13 protein-coding genes are annotated in these 24,782 nt (G+C 59.5%); 12 read left to right on the forward strand and 1 reads right to left on the reverse strand.

The window, feature by feature from the left end:
* The first annotated feature begins 18 nt into the window (after positions 1–18).
* From CVU69_02220 to CVU69_02275, 12 genes are all read left to right on the forward strand, one after another.
* Positions 19–6,783: a beta-ketoacyl synthase gene (locus CVU69_02220; protein ID PKN13592.1), complete on the forward strand. Its 6,765-nt coding sequence runs from the start codon at positions 19–21 to the stop codon at positions 6,781–6,783.
* Complete coding sequence (locus tag CVU69_02225; GenBank protein ID PKN13510.1) at positions 6,780–13,703, forward strand: type I polyketide synthase; 6,924 nt, start codon at positions 6,780–6,782, stop codon at positions 13,701–13,703. The genes CVU69_02220 and CVU69_02225 overlap by 4 nt, the downstream gene beginning before the upstream one ends.
* Position 13,704: 1 nt before the next feature.
* Positions 13,705–14,469 carry a segregation/condensation protein A gene (locus tag CVU69_02230; protein PKN13511.1) on the forward strand — a complete coding sequence of 255 codons (765 nt, stop codon included), beginning with the start codon at positions 13,705–13,707 and terminating at the stop codon, positions 14,467–14,469.
* A complete protein-coding gene (gene scpB / locus CVU69_02235; GenBank protein ID PKN13512.1) occupies positions 14,456–15,052 on the forward strand; it encodes an SMC-Scp complex subunit ScpB in 597 nt (198 codons plus the stop codon). Before CVU69_02230 ends, scpB begins: the two co-directional genes overlap by 14 nt.
* The gene (locus CVU69_02240) at positions 15,049–15,813 is read left to right on the forward strand and encodes a pseudouridine synthase (protein PKN13513.1); all 765 of its coding nucleotides are present in this window, start codon (positions 15,049–15,051) and stop codon (positions 15,811–15,813) included. The genes scpB and CVU69_02240 overlap by 4 nt, the downstream gene beginning before the upstream one ends.
* A 49-nt stretch (positions 15,814–15,862) precedes the next feature.
* Positions 15,863–18,148: a hypothetical protein gene (locus CVU69_02245; GenBank protein ID PKN13514.1), complete on the forward strand. Its 2,286-nt coding sequence runs from the start codon at positions 15,863–15,865 to the stop codon at positions 18,146–18,148.
* 12 nt (positions 18,149–18,160) lie between these two features.
* Positions 18,161–19,102 (forward strand): AAA family ATPase, encoded by a 942-nt coding sequence (locus CVU69_02250; GenBank protein ID PKN13515.1) that lies wholly within the window; start codon positions 18,161–18,163, stop codon positions 19,100–19,102.
* A gap of 99 nt (positions 19,103–19,201) precedes the next feature.
* Complete coding sequence (locus tag CVU69_02255; protein PKN13516.1) at positions 19,202–20,983, forward strand: DNA mismatch repair protein MutL; 1,782 nt, start codon at positions 19,202–19,204, stop codon at positions 20,981–20,983.
* Positions 20,901–21,917 carry a tRNA (adenosine(37)-N6)-dimethylallyltransferase MiaA gene (locus CVU69_02260; GenBank protein ID PKN13517.1) on the forward strand — a complete coding sequence of 339 codons (1,017 nt, stop codon included), beginning with the start codon at positions 20,901–20,903 and terminating at the stop codon, positions 21,915–21,917. The genes CVU69_02255 and CVU69_02260 overlap by 83 nt, the downstream gene beginning before the upstream one ends.
* Positions 21,918–21,929: 12 nt before the next feature.
* Entirely contained in the window at positions 21,930–22,163 is a 234-nt protein-coding gene (gene hfq, locus CVU69_02265) for an RNA chaperone Hfq (protein PKN13518.1), read from the forward strand.
* 91 nt (positions 22,164–22,254) lie between these two features.
* Positions 22,255–23,565, forward strand: coding sequence for a DUF512 domain-containing protein (locus CVU69_02270; GenBank protein ID PKN13519.1), 1,311 nt, complete (start codon positions 22,255–22,257; stop codon positions 23,563–23,565).
* 65 nt (positions 23,566–23,630) lie between these two features.
* Positions 23,631–24,416 (forward strand): hypothetical protein, encoded by a 786-nt coding sequence (locus CVU69_02275; GenBank protein ID PKN13520.1) that lies wholly within the window; start codon positions 23,631–23,633, stop codon positions 24,414–24,416.
* Between the two features lie 58 nt (positions 24,417–24,474).
* Here the strand turns inward: CVU69_02275 and CVU69_02280 are convergent, their stop codons facing one another.
* A complete protein-coding gene (locus CVU69_02280; GenBank protein ID PKN13521.1) occupies positions 24,475–24,777 on the reverse strand; it encodes a hypothetical protein in 303 nt (100 codons plus the stop codon).
* Between the last annotated feature and the right edge of the window lie 5 nt (positions 24,778–24,782).

The raw sequence follows: 24,782 nt of genomic DNA on the forward strand, positions 1-24,782 counted from the left end.
GGGCAGGCGTCGGAAACGATGGCTCCCATCGCCATAGTCGGTATCGGCTGCATCTTTCCGCAAGCCGAAGATAAGGTCGCTTTCTGGAGCAATATTCGCCAGGGCCGGGATGCCATCACCGAAGTCCCGGCCAGTCACTGGCGCCCTGAGGATTACTTTAATCCCGACCCCAAAGCCCCGGATCAGGTCTACGCCAAGATGGGTGGTTTCCTGCCGCCGGTCGATTTTCATCCGATGGAGTACGGCATCCTCCCCAATGCCCTGGAAGCGGTCGATACGGCCCAGCTCCTCGGCCTGCTCGCCGTCGAACAAGCTCTGGTAGACGCCGGCTATAGCGCAGACAAGGAGTTTGATCGCGAGAAGGTCAGCGTCATCCTCGGTGTTACCGGCAGCCTCGAACTCGTTATCCCCCTCGGTGCCCGGCTCGGCCATCCGCGCTGGCGTACCGCCCTCAAGGAGGCGGGCGTTGCCGACGACATCGCTGCCGATGCGATTGCGCGCATCAGCGATTCCTACGTTCCCTGGCAGGAGAACTCCTTCCCCGGCCTTCTCGGCAATGTCGTTGCCGGCCGCATCAGCAAGCACTTCAACTTCGGCGGCACCAACTGCGTCGTCGATGCCGCTTGCGGCAGCTCCCTGAGCGCTCTTAATCTTGCCGCTCTCGAACTTAGCGCCGGCAAGGCCGACATGGTCGTCACCGGCGGTGTCGATACCTTCAATGATATCTTCATGTACACCTGCTTCAGCAAGACGCCTGCCCTTTCTCCGACCGGCCATGCCCGGCCTTTCGATGCCAATGGCGACGGCACCACCCTCGGCGAAGGTCTGGGGGTCGTCGTCCTCAAACGTCTTGCCGACGCCGAACGAGATGGTGACCGCATCTATGCTGTTATCCGTGGCATCGGTACCTCCAGTGACGGTCGCGGTTCAGCGATTTACGAACCGAGCGCTGCCGGACAGGAGAAAGCGCTGCGTCGTGCCTACCAGCAGGGAGATGTCACCCCGGAGACGATCGAACTGATCGAAGCGCACGGTACCGGCACCAAGGTCGGCGATGCCGTCGAGGTCAAGGCGCTGCGTCAGGTCTTTGGTGAAGGCGAACGCCCCTGGTGCTCTCTCGGCTCGGTCAAATCGCAGATCGGTCATACCAAGGCAGCCGCCGGTTCAGCCGGGCTGATCAAGGCGACTCTCGCCCTGTACCACAAGATTCTGCCGCCGACTCTCAAGGTGCAGAAACCTCAGGATGTTGTCGTCGGTAATGGCAGTCCCTTTTATCTCGACACTGCGGCCCGTCCCTGGATCGCCACTCCTGATCACCCGCGCCGTGCCGGCGTCAGTGCTCTCGGTTTTGGCGGCAGCAATTTCCATTGTCTTCTTGAAGAGTATCAAGCGGAGAAAGTCGTTGTCGATGAAAGCGGCGAGGTGCAGATTGCCGCCTTCAGCGCCCCTGATGGCGCCGAACTGGAAAGTTTCCTGCGCGCCTTCCCGGCCGAAGCCGCCTGGCCGGAGCTGCGTCTCGCCGCCAGTGCGAGCCGCCTGCAATTCGATCCGCAAATGGCTTGTCGTTTGTCCCTGGTGATGGAAAAAGGGAAGAGCAACCCCCCGGCGCAGATCAAGAGCGCATTGAGCATGCTGGCGAAATCAGGAACGCAGAGCTTCTGGCAGACCCCGGACGGTGTTTACTTTGCGAGCGGCGGGGCTGCCGGCAAGCTCGCGATCCTCTTTCCCGGTCAGGGAGCGCAATATCCCGGCATGCTGGCGGAGTTGGCGCTGCAATTCCCTGCCTTCTTCGCCACGCTTCAGGCCGCCGATCAGTCCTTTGCTGCTGCGGTCGGCGCCAGCGGTCGCCTTGCCGAAGCGATCTATCCGCGCGGCAGCTTTGACGATGTCAGCCGCCAGGCCGACGTAACCCGGCTGCAGGCCACCGAAGTCGCCCAGCCGGCCCTTGGTGCCGTCAACCTCGGCGCCCTCAAGGTGCTGAATTCTTTTGCCCTGCAGGCCGATGCTTTTGCCGGCCACAGTTACGGCGAATTGACCGCCCTGTGTGCCGGCGGTTACTTCGACGAAAGCGCCCTGCATCGTCTTTCCCGCCGCCGCGGCGAGCTCATGGCCGCCGGCGAAGGTGATCGCGGCACGATGCTGGCGGTCTCCGCCCCATTGGCCGAGGTCGAAAAGCTGTTGGCTGAGGAGAGTCTCGATCTCGTTCTCGCCAACCGTAATACTCCGGAACAGGGCGTCCTCTCCGGGGCAACAGCAGAGATTGCCAAGGCGGTTAAACTTCTCGAAGCCCGTGGTCTGCGTTACAAAGAGCTGACCGTCGCTGCCGCTTTTCACAGCCCCCTGGTTGCCGCTGCCAGCGCCCCTTTTGCTGAGGCATTGACGGACACGGATTTTCAGACGGGTAGAACTGAAGTCTTTGCCAACAGCAGCGGTCAGGCGTATCCGGCAAGCGCCGATGACGCCCGCCAGCTCCTGTCCACCCAGCTCGCCAGTCCGGTTGAGTTTGTCAGCGAGATCGAGTGCCTTTATGTCAGCGGAATCCGCACCTTTGTCGAGGTCGGCCCCGGCGCCCGGCTGACCGGCATGGTCAAGGCGATACTCGCAGGTCGCGAACATCAGGCCTTGGCCCTCGATTCCTCTGGTGGACAACGCTCGGCAATTCACGATCTCGCCCGCACCCTCAGTCAGTTGGCGGTCCTCGGCTATGGTATCGACCTCAGTCGCTGGGATGGCGATTATGCGTCGGAGCGGAGCAGAGTGATGAAGAAGAAGGGGATGGTCGTCCCGCTCTGCGGCGCCAATTACTTTAATCTCCCGGCGAAACGTCCGGCCCGGGCGCCGCAAACCCTTCCCCCGGCTGCGACTGTACCGCTGAGTGCCGCGGCAGTGCCGCTTGCGGCTTCCCCCACCACATCTACTATGGCAGCGGCCCCGGCCCCGGCGGCACTGCAGGATGCCCTGCGTTTGACTCAACAGAGTATGCAGGCCTTGCAGTCACTGCAGGAACAGACTTCCCGTTTGCATCAACAGTTTTTGAGTGGTCAGGAAGCAGCGACCCGCTCCTTTTTGACCCTGATCGAACAGCAGCGCCACATGCTTTACGGCGGGGCACCGGCAGCGGTAGTTGCTCAGGTTGCCAGCGTTACAGCTCCGGTCGTGGCATCAGTCGATGGGAAGCATGAGAATTCTGGGACTTATAATGCCCCTGCTTCCCATGAATCCCATGTTCTTCCTGTCTTGACGACGCCACACGTCTCTACCACAACCTCCTCCGATCGGGTCAACACCGTCCTCCTCGGCATTGTCGCCGAGAAGACCGGCTATCCCCTGGAGATGCTCGAACTTGATATGGCGCTTGATGCCGATCTCGGCATCGATTCGATCAAACGCGTCGAAATCCTCTCCGCCCTGCATGAGCAACTGCCGGAAGCGCCGGCGATCCGTCCCGAGCACCTTGGCACTCTGCAGACCCTTGGCCAGATCATTGACCATCTCCTTGCCGGTCTCGGCCCGGTTACCGCAACGACGAGTGCAGCTCCGTCCCTTGCCCCGGAGTCGGAGTTTGTGGCGCAGACCCTCCTCGCCGTTATTGCCGAGAAGACCGGCTATCCCCTGGAGATGCTGGAACTTGACATGGCGCTCGATGCCGATCTCGGCATCGACTCGATCAAACGCGTCGAAATCCTCTCGGCCCTGCAGGAGCAACTGCCGCAGGCTCCACTCATTCGCCCCGAACAACTCGGCACCCTGCAGACCCTCGGGCAGATTGTTGCGCATCTCGGCAGCGTCGGCAGTGCGCCGGCGACTGCACCGGTTTCCGCTACGGCCGCACCTGCCACAGCGGATCGCGAACTGGTTACCCAGACTCTCCTGAACGTGATCGCCGAGAAGACCGGCTATCCGCTGGAGATGCTCGAACTCGATATGGCCCTTGATGCCGACCTCGGTATCGATTCGATCAAACGTGTCGAGATCTTTGCGGCGTTGCAGAGTGAACTGCCGAACGCTCCGGCGGTGCGCCCCGAGCAGCTTGGCAGCTTGCAGACTCTCGGCCAGATCGTCAATTATCTGGTCGCGACCAACACCACTCCGGCCCCGACGTCGACCGCGCTCAAGAGTGAACAGATCGACCGGACGACTGTGGCGCAGACCCTCCTTGCGGTCATCGCCGACAAGACCGGTTATCCTTTGGAGATGCTCGAACTAGATATGGCTCTTGATGCCGATCTCGGCATCGATTCGATCAAGCGGGTGGAGATCCTCTCGGCTCTGCAGGAGCGCCTCCCGGCCGCCCCGGCGATCCGTCCCGAGCACCTCGGCACGCTGCAGACCGTCGGCCAGATCGTCGACTTCCTCGCCAGTGTGGCCGGCGCCCCGGCGGCGCCGGTTGCACCAGCGCCGGTTGTCACCGCGGAAGTGAGTGGGGAAGGAGTTTCGCGCCAGGTCCTTAAGGCGGTGCCGCTCCCGGCCAGCAGTAAACGCGAGGCGCTGCCTTTGTCGTCCGCGGCACTGGTGGGTGTCATTGATGACGGCTCTGAACTCGCCGCTGCCATTGCTCACGAGTTGACCACCCTTGGCTATACCCCCCGCTTGCTGGGCATGGGCCAGCCCCTGCCGCCCCAACTCGGCGGACTGATTCTGCTCACGCCGGTGACCGGTGCGGACGATCTCTTTTTGCGCCAGGCCTTCGAGCTGGTGCAGGCGGCGGCGCGCCCCCTCCAGTCAGTTAGCGCCGGGGCAGCACTCCTCACCGTCTCGCGCCTCAACGGCTACTTCGGTCTGCTGCCGGGCGAGGACTTGGCCGATCCCCTCTCCGGTGGTCTCGCCGGTCTCTGCAAGACTGCCGGTCACGAATGGCCGCAGGTCCGCTGCAAGGCCCTCGATCTCGCGGCTGATCTGCCGGCAGTCCTGGCCGCCAAGGCGATTGTCAGTGAACTCCTCCTGGTCGGGCCGGGCGAAGTCGGGATCTCCGTTCAGGGGCTGCACAGCCTGAAGCTCTCCACGGCCCCCCTCACCGAGGTTGAAGGATTACCGCCGTTGCAGTCGGGGGATCTCGTCGTGATCAGCGGCGGGGCGCGCGGGGTGACTGCCGAAGTGGCGATCGATCTCGCCGTCGCCACCCAGGCAACACTCCTCCTTCTCGGCCGCAGCCCGGCGCCACAGGCAGAACCCGCCTGGCTGCAGGGACTGAGTATTGAAGCCGAGATTAAAAGAGCCCTGATCAGCCATGCCGAAACGCCGCTTAAACCGAAAGAGGTGGAGGAACGCTATCAGATCCTCCTCGGCCAGCGTGAAATTACCACGAATCTGCAACGGATGCGGACCGCCGGGAGTGAGGTTCACTACCTTTCCCTTGATCTGCGCGATAGTGCAGCCGTTGCGGCTGCCATCAACGACATGCGCCATAGTCACGGCCCGGTCAAGGGACTGATTCACGGCGCCGGCGTCCTCGCTGACCGCCTGATCAAGGACAAGACCATCGAGCAGTTTACCTCCGTCTACAGCACCAAGGTCGACGGTTTACGCTCGCTCCTTGCTGCTGTCGCGCCGGACGAGCTGAAGTTCATCGCTCTCTTCTCCTCCTCGACCGGTCGCTTCGGCCGTGTTGGTCAGGTCGATTATGCCGTTGCCAACGAAGTCCTGAATAAGATGGCACAGCAGGAAGCGCGTTTGCGTCCCGCCTGCAGGGTGGTTGCCCTCAACTGGGGCCCCTGGGATGGTGGCATGGTTACCCCGGCTCTGAAGAAACTCTTTGCGCAAGAAGGGGTTGAGGTCATTGCGCTGCGCGCCGGCAGTCGCTATCTCCTGCAGGAGCTGGCCACGCCGCCGGGAGGTGCTACCGAGATCGTCATCCTTGGAGCCCACTCTGCCGGACAGGTGGAAGAGGTCGAAGCGCCGCGCGAGAATATCTACGTCTCCAAGGCCTTCGATCTGGATCTCTCCATCGAACAGTTCCCGTTCCTCAAGTCGCATGTTATCGACAAAAAGGCGGTTCTTCCCCTGGCGATGATCGTCGAATGGCTGGGGCACGGTGCCATCCATAACAATCCCGGTTTGCGTTTTCACGGTTTCAACGACCTGCGCGTCCTCAAGGGGGTCACTTTGGAGACCGGACAGCTCCACAACCTTCAGGTCATGACCGGTAAGGCCTTCAAGAGCGGCGGCTTTCATGTCGTTCCGGTCGAACTCTCCGGCTCCTCGCCGAACGGGCAGCATTTCATCCATGCCCGCGCCAAGATCGTCCTCGCCAACCGTCTCCCGGAAGGGAAGGCGGCAATCGGGCGGCAGGAGCTCCCCCAGTATCCGCATCCAATGGCAGAGATCTACCGGCCGGAGCGCCTCTTCCACGGCGTCGATTTCCATGGTCTGCGCGAGGTGATCGGCTGTGCCTCCGAAGGGATCACCGCCCTGTCGCGACCCGCGCCTCAGCCGGCGGACTGGATTTCCCATCCCCTGCGCAACAGTTGGCTGGCTGATCCCTTGGTCATCGACGCCAGCTTCCAGTTGATGATCCTGTGGAGTTTCGAGCGCTATCAGGCCGCCTCCCTGCCGGTCTTTGCCGGTCGCTACCGTCAGTACAGCGAGAAATTCCCGGAGTGCGGCGCCGAGATTCGTATTCGCGTCAGTAAACAGAACCCCCACAAAGCGACGGCGGAGATCGATTTTGTTCATCCCCTTTCCGGCGAACTCCTGGCGCGCATGGAAGATTATGAATGCGTCATCGACGCGTCCCTGAATGAAACTTTCCAGCGCAATACCCTGCAGGGGGCGACCGGCGCATGAAGCATGGCAAATCGGTGGCGATCGTCGGGGTCGGCGGTATCTTCCCGGCGGCCCCGACCCTGGAGAGTTTCTGGACAAATATCACCGCGAATGTCACTGCCGCCCGCCTCCCACCGGCCGGGCGCTGGCTCCTTGATCCCGAGGAGGTCTATGCGCCGACGCGCGGCGCGGCGGACAAGGTCTATGCGCAAAAGGGCTGTTTTATCGAGACGGCGAGCAGCGAACTCTGCTTCGACGGTCTCGATCTGCCGACCGGTTTTCTTGAGCGCTTCGATCCCCTTTTTCACCTTTTGCTCCATAGCGGCCGCCAGGCCTTTGCGGATGGCGTTACCACCAATTTACAGCGGGAGAGGGTCGGGGTTATCATCGGCAATCTGGCGCTGCCGAGTGAAATGTCTTCCGCCCTGTCCCGGGACACCCTCGGCCGGACCTTTGCCGCGCAGCTCCTCGGCGCCGAGGTTGCGCTCGAAAATCCGGAGATTGATTCCCTTAATCGTTACGTCGCCGGGTTGCCGGCCGGTCTCCTGGCCCGTGCCCTTGGCCTCGGCGGCAGCTCTTACACCCTCGATGCCGCCTGTGCCTCTTCCCTCTACGCCATCAAACTGGCGGTCGACGAACTCCTTGCCCACCGCGCCGATGCGATGTTAACCGGCGGTCTGTCCCGTCCTGATCCTCTTTATACGCAGATGGGTTTTTCCCAGCTGCAAGCTCTCTCCCCGAGCGGCACTTGCTCCCCTTTCGATGCCCGAGGAGATGGGCTGGTGGTCGGTGAAGGCTGCGGCATCTTTCTGCTCAAGCGGACCGAGGATGCCGAGCGTGATGGCGATCATATCTACGCAGTGATTCGCGGCATCGGTCTTTCCAATGATCTCGGCGGCAGCCTCCTCGCTCCGGCTTCGGAAGGACAGCTGCGGGCGATGCGGGCGGCTTATGCGCAGGCAGGCTGGGCGCCGGAGGATGTCGATCTTATCGAATGCCACGCCACCGGCACCCCGGTCGGTGATGCTGTCGAGTTTGCTTCGTTACAGGAACTCTGGGGAAGCAGTGGCTGGCGGCGCGGCCAATGTGTCCTCGGCTCGGTCAAAGCGAATATCGGCCATCTCCTCACTGCCGCCGGTTCGGCCGCCCTGCTCAAAACCCTCTTCGCTTTCAAGACGGCGACCATGCCGCCGACGGCCAACTTTACCACTCCGGCCAAAGGCCTCAATCTGGCGGAGAGTCCCTTTAAACTCCTCAATACCGCCACCCCCTGGCCGGCGCGGGACAAGGATATACCGCGTCGGGCGGCAGTCAGCGCCTTCGGTTTCGGCGGTATCAATGCTCATCTCCTTGTCGAAGAGTGGCTGCCGACTCGTCTGGCCAAGAAGGGGACAGTCGCTTTTCATCCGGCTTTCCACAAACAGAATCAGCCGATTGCCATCGTCGGTATGGGTGCGCATTTCGGTCCCTGGGATTCTCTGCCCGCCTTCTCGCAGCGGGTCCTCGGCAGTTGTCAGCCGGTAGAAGCGACGCCACCGACAGCGTGGTGGGGGGCGGAGAGAAGTCAGTGGTTTCAGGCCGCCGGTCTCGACAAGGTTGACTTCCGCGGTTTCTTTCTCCCTGAAGTCGCTGCCGTCCCCGGCGAGTTCCGCATCCCTCCGAAAGAACAGGAGGAGATGCTGCCGCGCCAGCTGCTGATGCTGCAGGTGGCGCGGGCGGCATTGCAGGATGCCGGCCTGCAGAATGAAGAGCTCCACTTTACCGGCGTCTTTATCGGCGCCGGCCTCGATCTTAATGCCACCAACTTCAGCGTCCGCTGGGGGTTGCAGCGCCAGGCGCAGCTCTGGGCAGAGCAGCTCGACCTGCACTTGACGCCAGCGGAGATGAACGACTGGGTCGCCGAACTGCGCACCGCCGTCGGACCGCCGCTGACCGCCAACCGGACGATGGGCGCCCTTGGCAGCATCGTTGCCAGTCGCGTTGCCAAAGAGTTTCGTATCGGCGGCCCTAGTTTCACCCTCTGCAGTGAGGAGAACTCGGGGCTGCGCGCCCTCGAGGTCGGGATTCGTGCCCTGCAGCAGGGGCAGATCAACCGCGCCCTGGTCGGCGCGGTCGATCTCGCCGGCGATCTGCGCGCGGTCCTTGGGCAGCACGCCAGCCGTCCCTATTCGGCCACCGGGATGATTCGCCCCTTTGACAAGGACGCGGACGGCACGATTATCGGTGAAGGGGCGGCGGCAATTGTTCTCAAGCGTCTTGACGACGCCCAGCAGGATGGTGACCGCATTTATGCCGTTATTCGCGGCATCGGCTCGGCGACCGGTGGTGCGGCGGCACAATCAGCCCCGGCAGCACACACCTATAATCTTGCTTTAGAACGAACCTTTACCGGGGTGGATATTCAGCCGGCAAGTGTCTCTTATCTGGAGACGCACGGCAGCGGCTGTCCGGCAGAGGACGCGGTCGAGGTCAATGCCCTCGGCGCCTTCTTCGCTGCCACCGCCAATGGAAATCCCTGTTATGTCGGCAGCGTCAAGAGCGATATCGGTGATGCCGGCGCTGCGGCGGGCCTGGCTTCTCTGGTCAAGGCAACCCTGGCCCTGCACCGGCAGATCATCCCCCCTCTGCGTCAAGTCGATCATCCCCGTTACGAATGGATTCGCGCCCGCCGTGAGTTCATTCTTCCGCAGGCTGCGCAGTTCTGGATGCGCAACCGCGCCGAGGGACCGCGGCGTGCTCTGGTCAGTTCTGTCGCCGTTGACGGCAGTGCCGCTCATGTCCTTCTCGAAGGTTATGACGAGAAGCAGCGCGCGCCGCTGCCGCTAGCGCTGCGCCAACCCCTCGGCCCCCGCACAGAAGGACTCTTTGCCATGGAAGGGGAGTCGCCAGCGGAATTGCAGGCAGAGCTTTCGCGTTTTCGTACCTTTGTGGCACAGGTGGATGATGTCGGAATCGAAATTATCGCGGCGCGCTGGTGGAGACAGAATCCGTCGACACCGGGCAAGCGCAAGCGCCTGGCGGTCGCCATGGTCGCTGCGAACATTGCCGAACTGGACGAAGCGATCAGCTCGGCACTCCGCGCCCTTGAGGAGAATCCGGAAGAGCCATTTGCACAGAACGGCGGACTGCGGGACCGTCTCTTTTATAGTCCGCAGCCGCTGGCGCTGACCGGCAAGCTCGCCTTTGTCTTCCCCGGCTCAGGGAATCACTTTGCCGGTATGGGGCAGGAGCTTTCGGCGCAATGGCCGGAGATCTTCCGCCGCCAGGATGAAGGGAGTCAGCTCCTGGCCTGTCAGTATCTGCCGCAAGCCTTCTGGCGCCCGCAGCTGGCCCCGGTCCTGCATAACGACCACAATGCCCTGGTCATCGGTCAGGTGGCGGTAGGGACGGCCTGCAGCGATCTGATGCGTTCCTTCGGGATTGAGCCGCACGCGGTCAGCGGCTACAGCCTCGGCGAATCCGCCGGACTCTTCTCTCTCGGCGCCTGGAAAGATCGCGACGGCATGGCGCGGCGCCTCAAGGAGTCGCCCCTCTTTACCGACGAGCTGGCCGGACGCTGCACTGCTGCCCGTCAGGTCTGGGGCCTTCCGCCCGAGGAGAATGTCGATTGGGTGCTGGGCCTGGTTGCTGCCCCGGCAGCGATTGTCAGCAAAGCATTGGAAAAGTTCCCGCGTGTCTATCTCCTGATCATCAATACTTATGAGGAGTGTGTGATCGGCGGCGATCGTCGGCAGTTGGAGGAACTGGTCACCAGCCTCGGTTGCCACCTCTTTCCTCTCCAGGGGGTGACGACCGTGCATTGTGAAGTCGCCCGCCCGGTGGCAGATCCGTATCGGCAGCTGCATCTCTTTCCGACCACGCCGCCAACGGGGGTCGATTTTTACAGCAGCGCTTACGGCCAGCGCTATGATCTGAGTGCAGAGAAGGTCGCTGATTCAATCCTCGCCCAGGCCCTGACCACTGTCGACTACACCAAAGTCATCGAACAAGCTTACAGCGACGGTATCCGGATCTTTCTGGAAATGGGGCCGGGGAACTCCTGCAGCCGGATGATCGGCCGCATCCTTGCTGGCCGGCCGCATCTTTCCCGGGCAGTCTGTTATCCCGGTCAGGATCCAACCTCGCTGATCCTGCGCTGTCTGGCTCAGGCGATCAGCGAACGGGTGCCGGTGAATCTGGCGGCGCTCTACGCTGATGTCGAGCTGGCGGCAGCGCCAGTCAGGAGTAAAGGCAAGATCATGACGACGATCGGCGGCAGCGCCTTTGCGCCAAAAATGCCGCCGAAGAAAATAATTGCCCCCAAACCCATAGAACCGATAACCCCTATACTTCCCATTCCCCCCATGGGATCGATGGAAAGCATGGGAAGTATGCAGACTGTTGAGCCTGTAATCCCTGATTCCCTCCTTGCCGATCTGCAAAAGATGCTGACCCTGCAGGCCGAGAGTCATGCCGCTTACCTCCGCTTCAGTGCAGCAATGACCGCTTCGCTCAGCGCCAATATCAGCTTGCAGACCACCCTGCTGCAGCAGTTGGGTGGCAATCATGGTCTGACTCTGGCACCTTTACCGCCGGTCGTAGTGCCGAAGCCCGCATTTGCTGAGCCGATCGCCTTTGATCGCGCCCTTTGTCTCGAATTTGCTGTCGGCTCCATTGCTAAAATGCTCGGGCCGGAATTTGCCGCCGTCGATAGCCATCCGACCCGGGTACGCCTCCCAGACGAGCCGCTGATGCTCGTTGACCGGATCATGGCGGTCGAAGGGGTAGCGCGTTCGATGACGCACGGTCGCGTCATTACCGAGCATGATGTCACCGCTGACCGCTGGTATCTCGACGGCGGCCGCATCCCCACCTGTGTCGCCGTCGAGGCCGGTCAGGCCGACCTCTTCCTCTCCGCCTACCTCGGCATTGACTTCATCACCAAGGGACAGGCGGTCTACCGCCTCCTCGATGCGGTGGTCACCTTCCATCGGCCGTTGCCGGTGCCGGGGGATGTCATCCGTTACGATATCCGCATCGATGAGTTCTTCCGCCAGGATCAGACTTATCTCTTCCGTTTCAGTTTCGAAGGGACGGTCAATGGTGAGCCGCTGCTGTCGATGCAAAAGGGCTGTGCCGGTTTCTTTTCTGCGGCAGCGCTGGCAGCCGGGCAGGGGATCGTCCATACCCGTCTTGATCTGCAGCCGCAACCGGGGATTCGCCCGGCAGACTGGTCGGAGCTGGTGCCGCTGGCAATCGAGGCCTACAGTGATCGCCAGGTGCAGGCCCTGTACAATGGCGATCTCGTCGGCTGTTTCGGTTCCGCCTTTGCGCACCTCGGATTGCAGCGACCCTACACTCTCCCCGGCGGCAAGCTCAAGCTCGTCGACCGCGTTATTGAACTCAATCCCCAGGGGGGCCGCTACGGCCTCGGCCAGATCCGCGCCGAGATGGATATCGATCCGCAGGCGTGGTTTTTAACCTGCCACTTTGTCGACGATCGCGTCATGCCCGGCACCCTGATGTACGAATGCTGCATGCACACCCTGCGCATCTATCTGCTGCGCATGGGTTGGGTCGGTGAAGAGGGGCAGACCTGGTGCGAACCGGTCCCCGGCGTCGACAGCGGTCTCAAGTGTCGCGGCCAGGTGACAGAGCGTACCAGAACCGTTACTTATCAGGTGAGCATCAAGGAACTCGGCTACCGTCCTGAACCGTACGCCATCGTCGATGCACTGATGTTCGCCGACGGCAAAGCGATCGTCGAGATTCCCAACATGTCGGTGCGTCTTGCCGGTCTCAATCGCGCCAATCTGGAAAAGATGTGGCAGGGTCGCCCGACGACCGCAAGGGCAATTCATGAATTGCCCCTACAGACTAAACCCGTCCTGTACGACTCCGCGCGCATCCTCGCTTTTGCTATCGGCAAACCGTCCGAGGCCTTTGGCGTGCCTTATGAAATCTTTGATCACGAACGCAAGATCGCCCGTCTCCCTGGTCCCCCTTTCCAGTTTATTGACCGGATCACTGCGGTCAGCGGCGAGCCATGGAAACTGCTGGCGGGTGCGACGGTGCAAGCGGAGTATGACGTCCCCGTTGATGCCTGGTATTTCCGCGAGTCGCGCCAGCCGCAGATGCCTTTTTCGGTCCTGCTGGAGATCGGCCTGCAGCCCTGCGGCTGGCTCGCCGCCTATCTCGGTTCGGCGCTGACCAGTCCCATCGACCTTTCCTTCCGCAATCTCGATGGCAAGGCAATACAGCACCGGGCAGTGACGCCGGCCAGCGGGACACTGACGGTTAATGTCAAGATTACCCGCATCTCCAGCAGCGGCGGCATGATCATTCAGGGCTACGACTTTGTCGTCAACGATAGTGAGGGGCCGGTCTACAGCGGCGACACCGTCTTCGGTTTCTTCTCCAAGGAATCCCTGGCCCAGCAGGTCGGGGTGCGCGATGCCAAACTGTGTGCGCCGACCCCGGCGGAACTCAGTCGCGCCCGCTCCTTCCCTTATCCTCCATCCGCGCCGTTCCCGGCTGAAATGCTGCGCATGGTCGATGCTATTGACCTCTTTATCACGGATGGCGGGCCGGCCGGTCTCGGCTTTATCCGCGGCAGCAAGCAGGTCAATCCCGAAGAATGGTTCTTCAAGGCGCACTTTTTTGAGGATCCGGTCTGTCCCGGCTCCCTCGGCCTCGAATCGTTTTTGCAGCTCCTCAAGGTCGTAGCGGTCGAGCGCTGGGGCGGCGATGAAAACAGCATCTTTGAAACCGTCGCTCTCGGTGAAGAGCAACGCTGGAATTATCGCGGCCAGATCGTCCCGACGAACCAACTTGTGCAGATAGAGGCGGTTATCACCGCTATCGATGAGACCGGACATCTCCTTAAGGCGAACGGTTTCCTTTCGGTTGATGGCCGCACCATCTACCAGTTGCACGACTTCTCCCTGCGGATGCATTTGTAAGATGAGTTGTGAAATCAGCATCGACAAGTTTGAAGGGCCTCTTGATCTCCTCCTTCACCTCATCCGCAAGGAAGAGATGGATATCTACGAGATCGAAATTGCCCAGATTACCAGGCAATATCTCGACTTCATCGATGCGATGCAGAGTCTGAACCTTGATATCGCCGGCGAATATCTGGTCATGGCCGCGACTCTGCTGCAGATCAAGTCGCGGATGCTGCTGCCGGTGCACGAAGAGGAGATGCTTGACGAGGAAGAGGCCGATCCCCGCGCCGAACTGATCCGCCGCCTCCTTGAATACCAGCGTTACAAGGATGCGGCTCTTACCTTTGCTGCTCTGCCGCAGCTCGATCGCGATGTCTTTCTGACGTCACCTTTGGCCGAAGAGAATGGGGAGGAAGCAAGTCTGGAGCTTGAACCGGTCGGCTTGTATGCCCTGGTCGAAGCTTTTCGCGACCTGCTGAAGAAGGCCCCAATTGATTTTGTTCATGAAGTGACAGCGGAACATCTTTCGGTGACGGAGCGGATTCAGACCATCCTCAACCTCCTGCAGCAGCGGCCGCAGCTCCCCTTCAGTGAACTCGTGCCAATGCCGCTGGTCCGCTCCGAAGTGGTCGTGATGTTCCTGGCGATGCTCGAACTGGTCAAGATGAATCTGATCAAGATCTATCAGAATCAGCGCTATACCGAGATCTGGCTGTCGCCGGCAGTGGTAGAAACGGATGATCTCTCTGTCGTCAGTGAGGACTCCTTTGGATACGCGTGAGGTCAAGGCGATTATCGAAGCCCTCCTCTTTGCCTCGGAGGCACCGCTTAAGAGTGAGAAGCTCTGCGAACTCCTTTGTCTGGAACGCGGGATGATTGCGACCTTGTTGCGCGAACTGGTCCAGGAGTCGGAAAGGGCCGCACACGGTTTTCTCCTTTGCAGTGTCGCTGAGGGCTATCAATATCGCACCCGTCCGGAGTATGCTGATTGGATTCGCCGGCTCGGCCATCATCGCCCCTTCCGTTTTTCGCGGGCGGCGCTGGAGACGTTGGCAATCATTGCTTACCGCCAACCGGTGACGCGGGCGGAGATCGAGTATCTGCGCGGCGTCGAATCCGGGACCGTGGTCAAGACGCTGATGGAGAAGCGTCTCGTCAAGATTCTTGGTAAAAAAGAGATTGCCGGCCGACCGCTGATCTATGGCACCACCCGTGATTTTTTGGAATTTTTCGGTCTCCGCGATCTGAGCGGACTGCCGACCCTGCGCGACTTCAGTGAGCTGGCACCGGATGCTCTTGAGGGGATGCTCCCTCTGGCGGATGAGGAGTCCTCAGCCGCCCCCATCGAAACGACGGATTTATGAAAGATCGATTACAAAAAATAATGGCGGCAGCCGGGCTGGCTTCACGCCGCCAGGCGGAAACCTGGATCACGGCCGGGCGGGTCACGGTCAATGGCCGCACGGCTGAACTCGGGGAATCAGCCGATCCCCAGACTGATACGATTCTCGTCGATGGCAAAGCGCTGTCGACCCAGACCACTTTGTACTATGTTCTGCTGAATAAACCCTCCGGTTATGTGACCTCCCGTCAGGATCCGCAAGGGCGGGACTGCGTGATCGATCTGGTCAAAGACCTGCCGGTCCGCCTCAATCCGGTCGGCCGCCTCGATTTAACCACCGAAGGGCTCCTCCTCCTCACCAACGACGGCGATCTCGCTTATCGCCTCACTCATCCCAGCCACGAAATCGACAAGACCTATCTGGTGCGGGTGCGGGGGGAACTTGATCCGGTGGCGCGAAAGAAACTGGAGATGGGAATGCTCCTCGATGACGGTATGACCGCCCCGGCCCGCATCGATCATTTGCGCCGCAGCGGCAGCCACAGCTGGTTTGAAATCACCATCCATGAAGGGCGCAACCGGCAGGTCCGACGCATGTGTGAAGCGCTCGGTTATCCGGTCAGCCGCTTGATGCGGATCCGCCTCGGTTTTTTAGAGCTCGGACGGTTGAAAAGTGGTGAATATCGTTTGTTGACAACCGAAGAAGTGGCGAAGCTGCGGGCAGAGTGCAATAAGCCGCCGCAACCGCGTAAACTTGCTTCGCCCTTGACTCCTGAGAAGTAAGTCGGATATCTTGCTCATTCTTAATTTTTAGCTGCTAATTGGGGAAGATGTGGCGACAAAAGACCAGCTGATTGCTTCAGCACAAAAAAATCTTGAAAAAGGCCAGATCAACAAGGCGATCAAAGATTATCAGGAACTGTTGAAGCTGGAGCCGAAAGTTGACCAGCATAAGCAGAAACTGGCGGATCTTTTGTGCCGGGCTAATCTCAAGGAGGACGCCCTTGTCCTTTATGATTCTCTGGCCAAGGGCTATGCCGAGCGGGGCTTCTTTGCCAAGGGCGTTGCTGTCTATAAACAGATGCAGCGCATTGATCCGGCCGATCCCACTGTCTATCTGCGCCTGGCCGAGCTCAATTGCAATCTCGGCCTTATCGGCAATGCTATGTCCGAGTACCGCAGCCTCCTCGAATATTACGAAAAACGTAATATGGCTGCCAACGCCGCCGACATTATGCAGAAAATGGTCGCGTTGGAGCCGGAAAATATCAATCTGCAACTGCGGGTTCTGCAGAATTTTCTCAAGGATAAACATTACGTCAAAGCCACTGAAACGATCCTGAAGGCTTGCGAGGTTTGTGCTAAGTCCGGCGATAGCGGGAAAAGTCATAAAATTCTCCATGCGATTATTTCCCATCTGCCCGATAATCATGAATTTCACATTGACATCGCCAACAAGCTGAGTGCCGGTGGACTCTTTACCGCGGCGATTTATGTCTTTGACTCCTTGCTGCAGAGCGCTCCGCAAGATCCGCTCCTTTTGCAGGAGTTGGCCAGGTTGTATGGCAAGATCGACGACTCTGAGCATGAACTTCTATTGCTCAACCAGTTGCTGGCGGTGCAACCGACAGTCGCCGCTGCGGAACGACTGGTCCGCCTCTCTCTGGCAAAGGATGATTACGGCCGGGCACAGCAAGCGCTAAAAGAGCAGGAAGCGCTTTTCGACGCTGAAAATCCCGCACTCCTCATGGAACTTCATCGGGAACTGGAAATGAAACTTTCCGGGGACAAAGGGGTGAGCAATGCGATCACCCGCTCCAGTGACGGAGAGCTGTCGGGTGTAAACGCTGACGCCGCTTCATCCCCCTTACCGGCCGAGGCGATCCCGGGGGAGCCTGGCGAAGAATTCTCCTTCGGTAAGGATGAATTCGAGATTGACGACCTGCTTGCCTTGCCCCCGCACAGCAGTGAAGCGGCACCCCTTGCGGAGGAAGAGTCTCTTCTCGAAGAGGAAGCTGTCGAGCCGGAGTTTTTAGATGTTTCGATTGAACTCCCGGACGAAGGGATGTCTTTCGAGGATATCGACACGTTTGAGCAGGCGGAAGAGCGGATTAGCACTGAGGAGGTTAGTCAAGACGATGTCGCCCCCTCACTCATTAATATAGACTTTGATTTCAGCGAATTTGACGATGTCGAAGTCGAGCCGGCTGTCGAAGCTGAAGACGAAACAACGTTCCTCCCTGAGGTTGATGCTGATCTTGAAGAGATCGTCGAGGCAGAAGAAGAGCTTGATAATGCCGTTATCGAGGATCTCGAGATGGAAATCCTTGAAGAGGCTGTGCCCGAGCCAGAGGATGATGACGAGATCCTTGAACTTGAACCTTTGGAGGAAGAAGAGACCGATCTCGACGACGAACTTGCTGCTTTAGAGGATCTTCTTACCGGCGTGATGCAAGAGTCTGCTCCGCAGCAGAGTCCGCATGCGCCGGGACCTCTCGATCAAGCTGCCGGCGCTGCCTTGCCTGATGATTTCTTTGATCTCGCGGCAGAGATTCTCGATGACTGGGACAGCCAGGACACGGCAGGTCCGGCAAGTGACAACGAGAACGATCTCTTTCGTTTTGACAGTGCCTTGCCGGAAGTACAAAAAGTGGGCGATGCCGGGATCGACCATGAGGATACCGAAGCGCACTATGATCTCGGAATTGCTTATAAAGAGATGGGGCTGATGGATGATGCCATCGCAGAATTTAAAAAGTCGATGCGCAGCCCGAAACGGCTGGCCGATTCCCTGATACTCATCGGCATCTGTTATGCGGAGAAGGGTTCCTTTGCCGATGCCGAGGCGGTCTTTTCCACCGCTATCGCCCGGCCCGATGTGCAGGCGGCCGACAAGATCAGCACGCAGTACGAACTCGGCCTTGTTTATGAAGTCTGGGGTCGTCCGGCTGATGCCCTTTGCAGCTTTGAAGCTGTGGCTGAGCAGGACCCTTTCTTCCGTAATGTCGGCGAAAAAATCGATGCGCTGCGTCTTTTGATAGCTGTGGAATCAGATAAAAGCGCAGGTGATACACCTGAATCGGTCTCTCCGGGCAAAGATCGGATCTCATTTGTTTAAAGCGAGGTGTTTATGAGTTATGTCGATTTTTTCGGCATGGAGCGGGAACCTTTTTCCAATGCACCGGATGCACGCTTCTTTTTTAACAGCGATCAGCACAGTCAGGCCTTGACCCGCTTGATGTATGCGGTCGACTCGAACAAGGGACTGGCGGTGCTGGTCGGCGGTGTTGGCGCCGGGAAGACCACCCTGGCGCGACGCATGCTCGATCGTCTGAGCGAGGATCGCTATCAGTCGTCCCTTTTGGTGATGGTCCACTCCGGTGTCACCCCCGAATGGATCCTCACCCGCATTGCTCTGCAGCTCGGCGTTGAAGCCCCGAAAGAGGATCGCCTGGAGCTGTTGCGGCAACTCTACGATCGCTTGCTGCAGATCCATGAATCCGGCAAGACGGCAGTGGTCTTGATCGATGAAGCGCAGATGCTGCAGAGCCGGGCATTGATGGAAGAGTTTCGTGGTCTCCTCAATCTGGAGATTCCCGGCAAGAAGCTATTAAATATTGTCTTTTTTGGTCTGGTCGAGATGGAGGACTGTTTGCGCCTCGACGAACCGTTGGCGCAGCGCGTGGCCCTCAAGTATCACTTGAAGTCTTTGACCGCCACTTTGACCGAATCGTATGTCCGCTATCGTCTCCATATTGCCGGATCGCGGCGGATGATCTTTCAGCCGGAGTCGATTCTCGCCATTCACTCCTGCACCGGCGGGGTGCCGCGTTTGATTAACACGGTTTGTGACAACGCTTTGCTGGAAGCTTTTTTGCGAAAACTGAATCATGTCGATCTGCGGATTGTGCAAAGTGTTGCCGGCGATCTCGGTCTGTTGCGACCCAATCTGCAACAGGCGGTGCCACGCGCAGTGGCAGAAGAAAATTTTGCAGTAACGCCAGCCCCGGCGGCAGCTACCGATCTCGATGATATTGAGAGTATGCTCGATCGCCTTGAATTCAAGGGCTGATTTGACCCGGGCGTAACCCGACACACAATCTTTGTTTGTCGGGTTACACTCTGTTAAACCGACCTGCGCCGGCTCCTACGTCAATAAAGTTGATCCTCAATGTCCGCACAAATTCATCTCCTCCCGGAAAATCTTTGTAATCAAATCGCTGCCGGTGAAGTCGTCGAGCGGCCGGCCTCGGTCGTCAAGGAGTTGGTCGAAAACTCTCTCGACGCCCATGCCACGCAGATTACCATTGAAATTGAAGGGGGGGGCAGCCGCCTGATCCGGGTGAGTGACGATGGTGACGGCATGGGCAAGGACGATGTCTTCCTGTGTCTGGAGCGTCATGCCACCAGCAAAATTTCCAACAGTGCCGACCTTTTTCGTTTGCAAACCCTGGGATTTCGCGGCGAGGCCCTGCCGTCGATTGCAGCGGTTTCACGGTTGACGGTGCGCAGCCAGACCGCCACCGCGCCCGAAGGGTGGGAGCTTTATGTCGAAGCGGGGACAGTGAAAAAGGCCGGTGCCATCGGCCTGCCAACCGGGACGACCATCGAAGTCCGCGACCTCTTCTTTAATACCCCGGCCCGGCGGAAATTTCTGCGCAAGGAGGAGACCGAGTTCGGACATATCGCTGAACTCGTCACCCGTCTCGCCCTTTGTTCTCCCGAGGTACAATTCCAGCTCGTCCACAACCAGCGCACGATTCTTAACGCCCCGCGCCAGCATAAGCTCGCGGAACGGATTGCCACCCTCCTCGGCCGGCCCCTTCTCGCTGATCTGGTCAAGGTCGACAAGGCTGATCCGGGAGCTGGGCTGGAACTGCAGGGGCTGATTTCCCACCCGAACCTGCATCGTTCTTCCAGTGCGGCGATCTATACCTATATCAACGGCCGTTACGTTCGCGACCGGGTCGTGCAGCATGCCATCCTTGACGGCTTGCGCCACCTCTTCCCGCGCGGGCGCTATCCGGTGGCGGTCCTCTTTCTGTCAATTCCCGGCGCTGCCGTCGATGTCAACGTCCATCCGACCAAACATGAAGTCCGCTTCAGTCAGCAGTCGCTGGTGCATGATTTTATTGCCGGGGCGGTCAAAGAAGCGTTGCGTCCGGGGATTGAGATTCTTGATTATCAACGACCGGAAGTGAAGGGGAGTCATGGGAACTATGGGAGCTATCGGGAGGCGATGACGTCGCCGGTTGCGGCGCCGCTGCCCGTTTTGGTGGCGCCGAAGGCTACCGATGTTCCGCAGGTCAGTGAACCGCTGGCGACCTGGGCGACACCAGCGACCATCGCCCCTTTTGCCGGTTCTTACTTCTCTTCGTTACGGATTATCGGCCAGTTTCGTGCCAGTTATATCGTCGCCGAGGATGACGAGCATCTCCTCCTCATCGATCAGCATGCCGCCCATGAACGGATCGGCTTTGAGCGCCTGCGCCGCGAATTCCATAGCGGCGCGGTCGCCCGGCAGGGACTCCTCTTTCCGGAGATTGTCGAATTCGATTTCAAGGAGACCGCTCTGCTCAGTGAACATTTGGCGCCCCTGCGTCGTCTCGGTTTCGAGCTGGAGCCCTTCGGCCCCCGGACCTTCGCTCTCAAGGCGGTGCCGCAACTTCTCGCCGGGCGGGATAATTTTGTGCAGCTTCTCCACGATCTCGCCAGCGACCTTGGTGAGCTCGGCGTCAGCCGCCGCATCGAAGATGCCCTCGATTCCTTTCTTCTCCTCATCTCCTGTCACGGCATGGTGCGGGCCCGGCAAAAGTTGTCCCTAGTCGAGATGACCGCCCTCCTCGTTGATCTCGATGGTATCGATTTCAATGCCCATTGTCCGCACGGCCGTCCGGTCTATTCGCGGCTCAGTGATCCGGAGATTGCCCGGCTCTTCCGCAGGAGTGCCTGAATTGGCCGCGCTTGCTAAAATTCCCCTCCTCGTCATCTGTGGAGCGACCGCTTCGGGGAAGACCCGAATCGCCCTGGAACTGGCCGCTACCTTGCCGATCGAGATTATCTCTGCTGATTCGCGGCAGATCTACCGCGGCATGGACATCGGTACGGCCAAGGCGACGCCGGAAGAACGCGCCTTGGTCCCTCACCACCTGATCGATGTTGTTGCGCCAGATCAACCCTTCAGTGCTGCTGATTTTATGTCTCAAGGACGTGCCGCAATCGCCGCAATCCACCAGCGCGGCAGGTTGGCGGTGGTGGTCGGCGGCACCGGCCTGTATATCGATGCCCTCACCCGCGGGCTGATTGCCGCCCCGGGTGAGGATCCGCTGCTGCGGCAGGAGTTACTGGAGCTGGAAGCGCAGCAAGGGGAGGGGACGCTGCATCAGCGTTTGCAGGCAATCGATCCGGTCGCGGCGCAGCGCCTTAAACCCCGTGATCAGCCGCGGATCATCCGCGCTCTTGAGGTCTTTGCCCTGACCGGTGAGACTCTGACCGCGCTGCAGAGCCGGCACGCCTTTAGCGATGGACCTTATGAAGTGATCAGCGTCGGCCTGGAGGTCGAGCGCTCACTCCTGTATCGGCGTATTGACGAGCGGGCAGCGATGATGTTTGCATGCGGGCTTCTCGAAGAGGCACAATCCCTCCTGCAGCAGGGATTTCGTCGCGAACTCAAGGCGTTGCGCACCATCGGCTATCGTGAAGCGATCGCTTGTCTCGCAGGGGAAAGTTCATTGCAGTCGGCCGTCGAACACACGCAGCAGGAGAGCCGGCGTTATGCAAAAAGGCAGATGACCTGGTTCCGAAAAAATAATTCAATAATTATGGTTGATTCGCTTGCAGAGTTTGCTAAAATCAAAAGCATTGCTACACGTCTCTATGCGGAATGAAAAGGAGTGGACATGGCCAAGACACCGTTCAATATCCAGGACCAGTATTTAAATCAGGCCCGTAAAGAGCGGGTGCGTGTGGTTGTCGTTATGATGTCCAGTGAAAAGCTGGAAGGATATATCAAATCCTTCGACAGTTTCTGTATTCTGGTCGAGAGTACCGGCGATATGCTCCTTTACAAACACGCAATTTCCTCCATCACCTCGCTCGACGGTACTTTCCGCCTGCACGGCGCCAAGGAATAGTCGGCCCGCAAGCAACCTGTTTCAAAAGTTAAGCTCCCCGTTGGTGTTTTCATCCGCGGGGGCTTTTCTTTTCAAGGCACTCTCATCCATTATGCTCACTATCCAAAGCGTCGCAGCCGGAAGTATCGCACAAGAGCTCGATTTACAGCCGGGTGACACCCTCCTTGCCGTCAACGGCGAGCCCCTGCGTGATTTTCTCGATTATGTGCGGTTGACCCGCCAGGCGGAGGAACTCGTTCTTGATGTCCGTCGTACCGACGGTGAAGAGTGGGAGCTATCCCTCGACAAGGATGCCGACGAGGAGCTGGGGCTGGAGATCGAGCATCCCCAGCCGGCGCAATGCGGCAATAACTGCCTTTTCTGTTTTGTCCAGCAGTTGCCGCGCGGTCTGCGTCCCACCCTGTATGTTAAAGATGAAGATTATCGCTTCTCCTACCTGTACGGCGCTTATGTCACCCTGTCGACGATTCGTGAAGAAGAGGTGCAACGCATCCTCACCGATCAGCTCTCACCGTTATACGTTTCCGTCCATGCCAGCGATGAAGGGCTGCGCGCCCGCCTCCTCGGCCGCAAGATTCTACCGCCCCTTTTCCCGTTGCTTGAGCGGCTGATCGCCGGCGGCATTGAGATCCACACGCAGATCGTCCTTTGTCCCGGTCTCAATGATGGCGTTGCTCTCGAAAAGACCGTCGCCGCTCTCGGCGCCCTCCGCCCCGGCATCCGCTCCCTCGCCCTCGTCCCCGTCGGGCTGACCGGCCACCGCGCCCACCTGCCGACGCTGCGCACCCATAACCGCGACGAAGCGCGTATCTTGCTGGCGCAGCTGGCGGGCTGGCAGGGTGATTTCCTTGCCAGCGGTGCCAGCCGGTTTGTCTTTGCCGCCGATGAACTTTACCTCAAAGCCGGCGTCGATTTTCCGCCGTTGACGGAATACGAGACTTTGCCGCAATATGAAAATGGCGTCGGCATGATCCCTCTTTTCCGGGCTGATGCTGCCGAAGTCCTGGCGGCGGCGCTACCGCTCCCGCTCCCCCCCTTGACCGTCGATTGCCTCACCGGCGCTTCTTTCTATCCGGAGATGGAAAAATTCGCCGCCGCCCTCAGCGACAAAACCGGCGTCAACATCGTTGTCCATAGCATCGAAAATCATTTCTTTGGCGGCGAGGTCACGGTCACCGGTCTTTTGACCGGCGCTGATATCGTCGCCGGACTGCAGGGGAAGTTGCAGAGTCCGATTCTCCTGATTCCCGATGTCGTGCTGCGGGACGGTGAAGACGTCTTCCTCGACAATATGTCGCCGGAGGAACTGGGATCCACGCTGCAGGTTGAGATCTTTCCGATCGCCGCCAACCCCTGGGGCTTGAGCCAGGCCCTGGAGATGCTCGCGGCGGATCAGGGGTGATTTAGCTCCCCTCCTTTCTTAAGGAGGGGGAGCCAACTTTTTAAAATGGATTAAACGGAGGATTTATGTCGGATTTACAGGAAAGTTTAGGGAAGGCCCGCAAGTTTCTCGCAAGCGGCAATCTGCCGGCAGCGGCCAGTGCCCTGGAGTCAGCGCTGCAGCTCCAGCCGCAGGAAGACGATCTCTACCGCGTTCTCGGTGAAGCCCTGGCCGAGTCCGGGCGGGTCGGGGAGGGGATCGAAGTTCTCGAAAAGGGACGGATTGCCCAGCCGCGCAATCTTGATCTCCTCTTTGCCCTCGGCGATGCCTATTTTGAGAATCATCAAGCGGAGCAGGCTCTGCAGGTTTATGAAGAGATTCTCGCCGTCGATGCCAACGAAGCCGATGCCTGGGTGAGCATGGGGCTGGTCCATTTCAACCGTGAGCGTTTCGAGGACGCGATCCGCTGTTATCGTGCGGCGCTGGCCATCGATGCGCAATCGGTCTTTGCCCTCAACTCCCTGGGCGACGCCCTCTTTACCCAGGGGGACAACGACGCGGCGTTAAAGTGCTACCGGCAGGTTATCGAACTCGATCCTGAAGATGCCCAGGCGCACTATAATCTTGCCGAACTTTATTACGATCTCGACCGCCTCGCTGAAGCGGAAGAAGCCTGCAAGAAGGCGATTGAATATGATCCCGCCCTGTCCTTTGCTTATCTGACTCTGGGGAATATCTGCCTTGATGCCGAAAAGACCCGCGAGGCACTGCGTTACTTTGAAGATTTCCTCCGCCTTGAACGTTCCCCGGCTGCCGCCGATATCCGCGCCGAAGTGGCAGCGGTGATCGACGGCCTCAAGTTGGAGATGTAGGCATAAAAAAAGGGCAGACCGAAGTCTGCCCTTTGCTGAATCATTTGGTGGTGAAGAATTACTTCTTCTTGCCGCCGCCCTTACCGGCCGCTGCTTTTTTCGATGCTTTCAGGGGGTTGGTCTTGGCATCGGAGGTCGCGATTTCCGTGCGACGATGGGTGGCAAAGTTGCAGAGCTCGTTGGCCCACTTTTGCTGCGGGGAGGGAGCAACGGTGCAGACCTTGCCGATGGTGCTGTCGACGATGCGCTCACAACCTTCACACTGCTCGACGATCGGCTGGCACTGGTTGCCGTCAAAGATGCAGCCCTGCTTGGACCAGAAGGTGCACTCGGCACCGGGTTGAATAGTTTGACACTGCATGGATC

The organism is Deltaproteobacteria bacterium HGW-Deltaproteobacteria-4 (assembly GCA_002841765.1).
GTDB lineage: Bacteria > Desulfobacterota > Desulfuromonadia > Desulfuromonadales > UBA2197 > UBA2197.

Coding starts and splice junctions, on each gene's coding strand:
- CVU69_02220 (PKN13592.1), top strand. CDS start 19: ATGGCTCCCATCGCCATAGTCGGTATCGGCTGCATCTTTCCGCAAGCC.
- CVU69_02225 (PKN13510.1), top strand. CDS start 6,780: ATGAAGCATGGCAAATCGGTGGCGATCGTCGGGGTCGGCGGTATCTTC.
- CVU69_02230 (PKN13511.1), top strand. CDS start 13,705: ATGAGTTGTGAAATCAGCATCGACAAGTTTGAAGGGCCTCTTGATCTC.
- CVU69_02240 (PKN13513.1), top strand. CDS start 15,049: ATGAAAGATCGATTACAAAAAATAATGGCGGCAGCCGGGCTGGCTTCA.
- CVU69_02250 (PKN13515.1), top strand. CDS start 18,161: ATGAGTTATGTCGATTTTTTCGGCATGGAGCGGGAACCTTTTTCCAAT.
- CVU69_02255 (PKN13516.1), top strand. CDS start 19,202: ATGTCCGCACAAATTCATCTCCTCCCGGAAAATCTTTGTAATCAAATC.
- CVU69_02260 (PKN13517.1), top strand. CDS start 20,901: ATGCCCATTGTCCGCACGGCCGTCCGGTCTATTCGCGGCTCAGTGATC.
- hfq (PKN13518.1), top strand. CDS start 21,930: ATGGCCAAGACACCGTTCAATATCCAGGACCAGTATTTAAATCAGGCC.
- CVU69_02270 (PKN13519.1), top strand. CDS start 22,255: ATGCTCACTATCCAAAGCGTCGCAGCCGGAAGTATCGCACAAGAGCTC.
- CVU69_02275 (PKN13520.1), top strand. CDS start 23,631: ATGTCGGATTTACAGGAAAGTTTAGGGAAGGCCCGCAAGTTTCTCGCA.
- CVU69_02280 (PKN13521.1), bottom strand. CDS start 24,777: ATGCAGTGTCAAACTATTCAACCCGGTGCCGAGTGCACCTTCTGGTCC.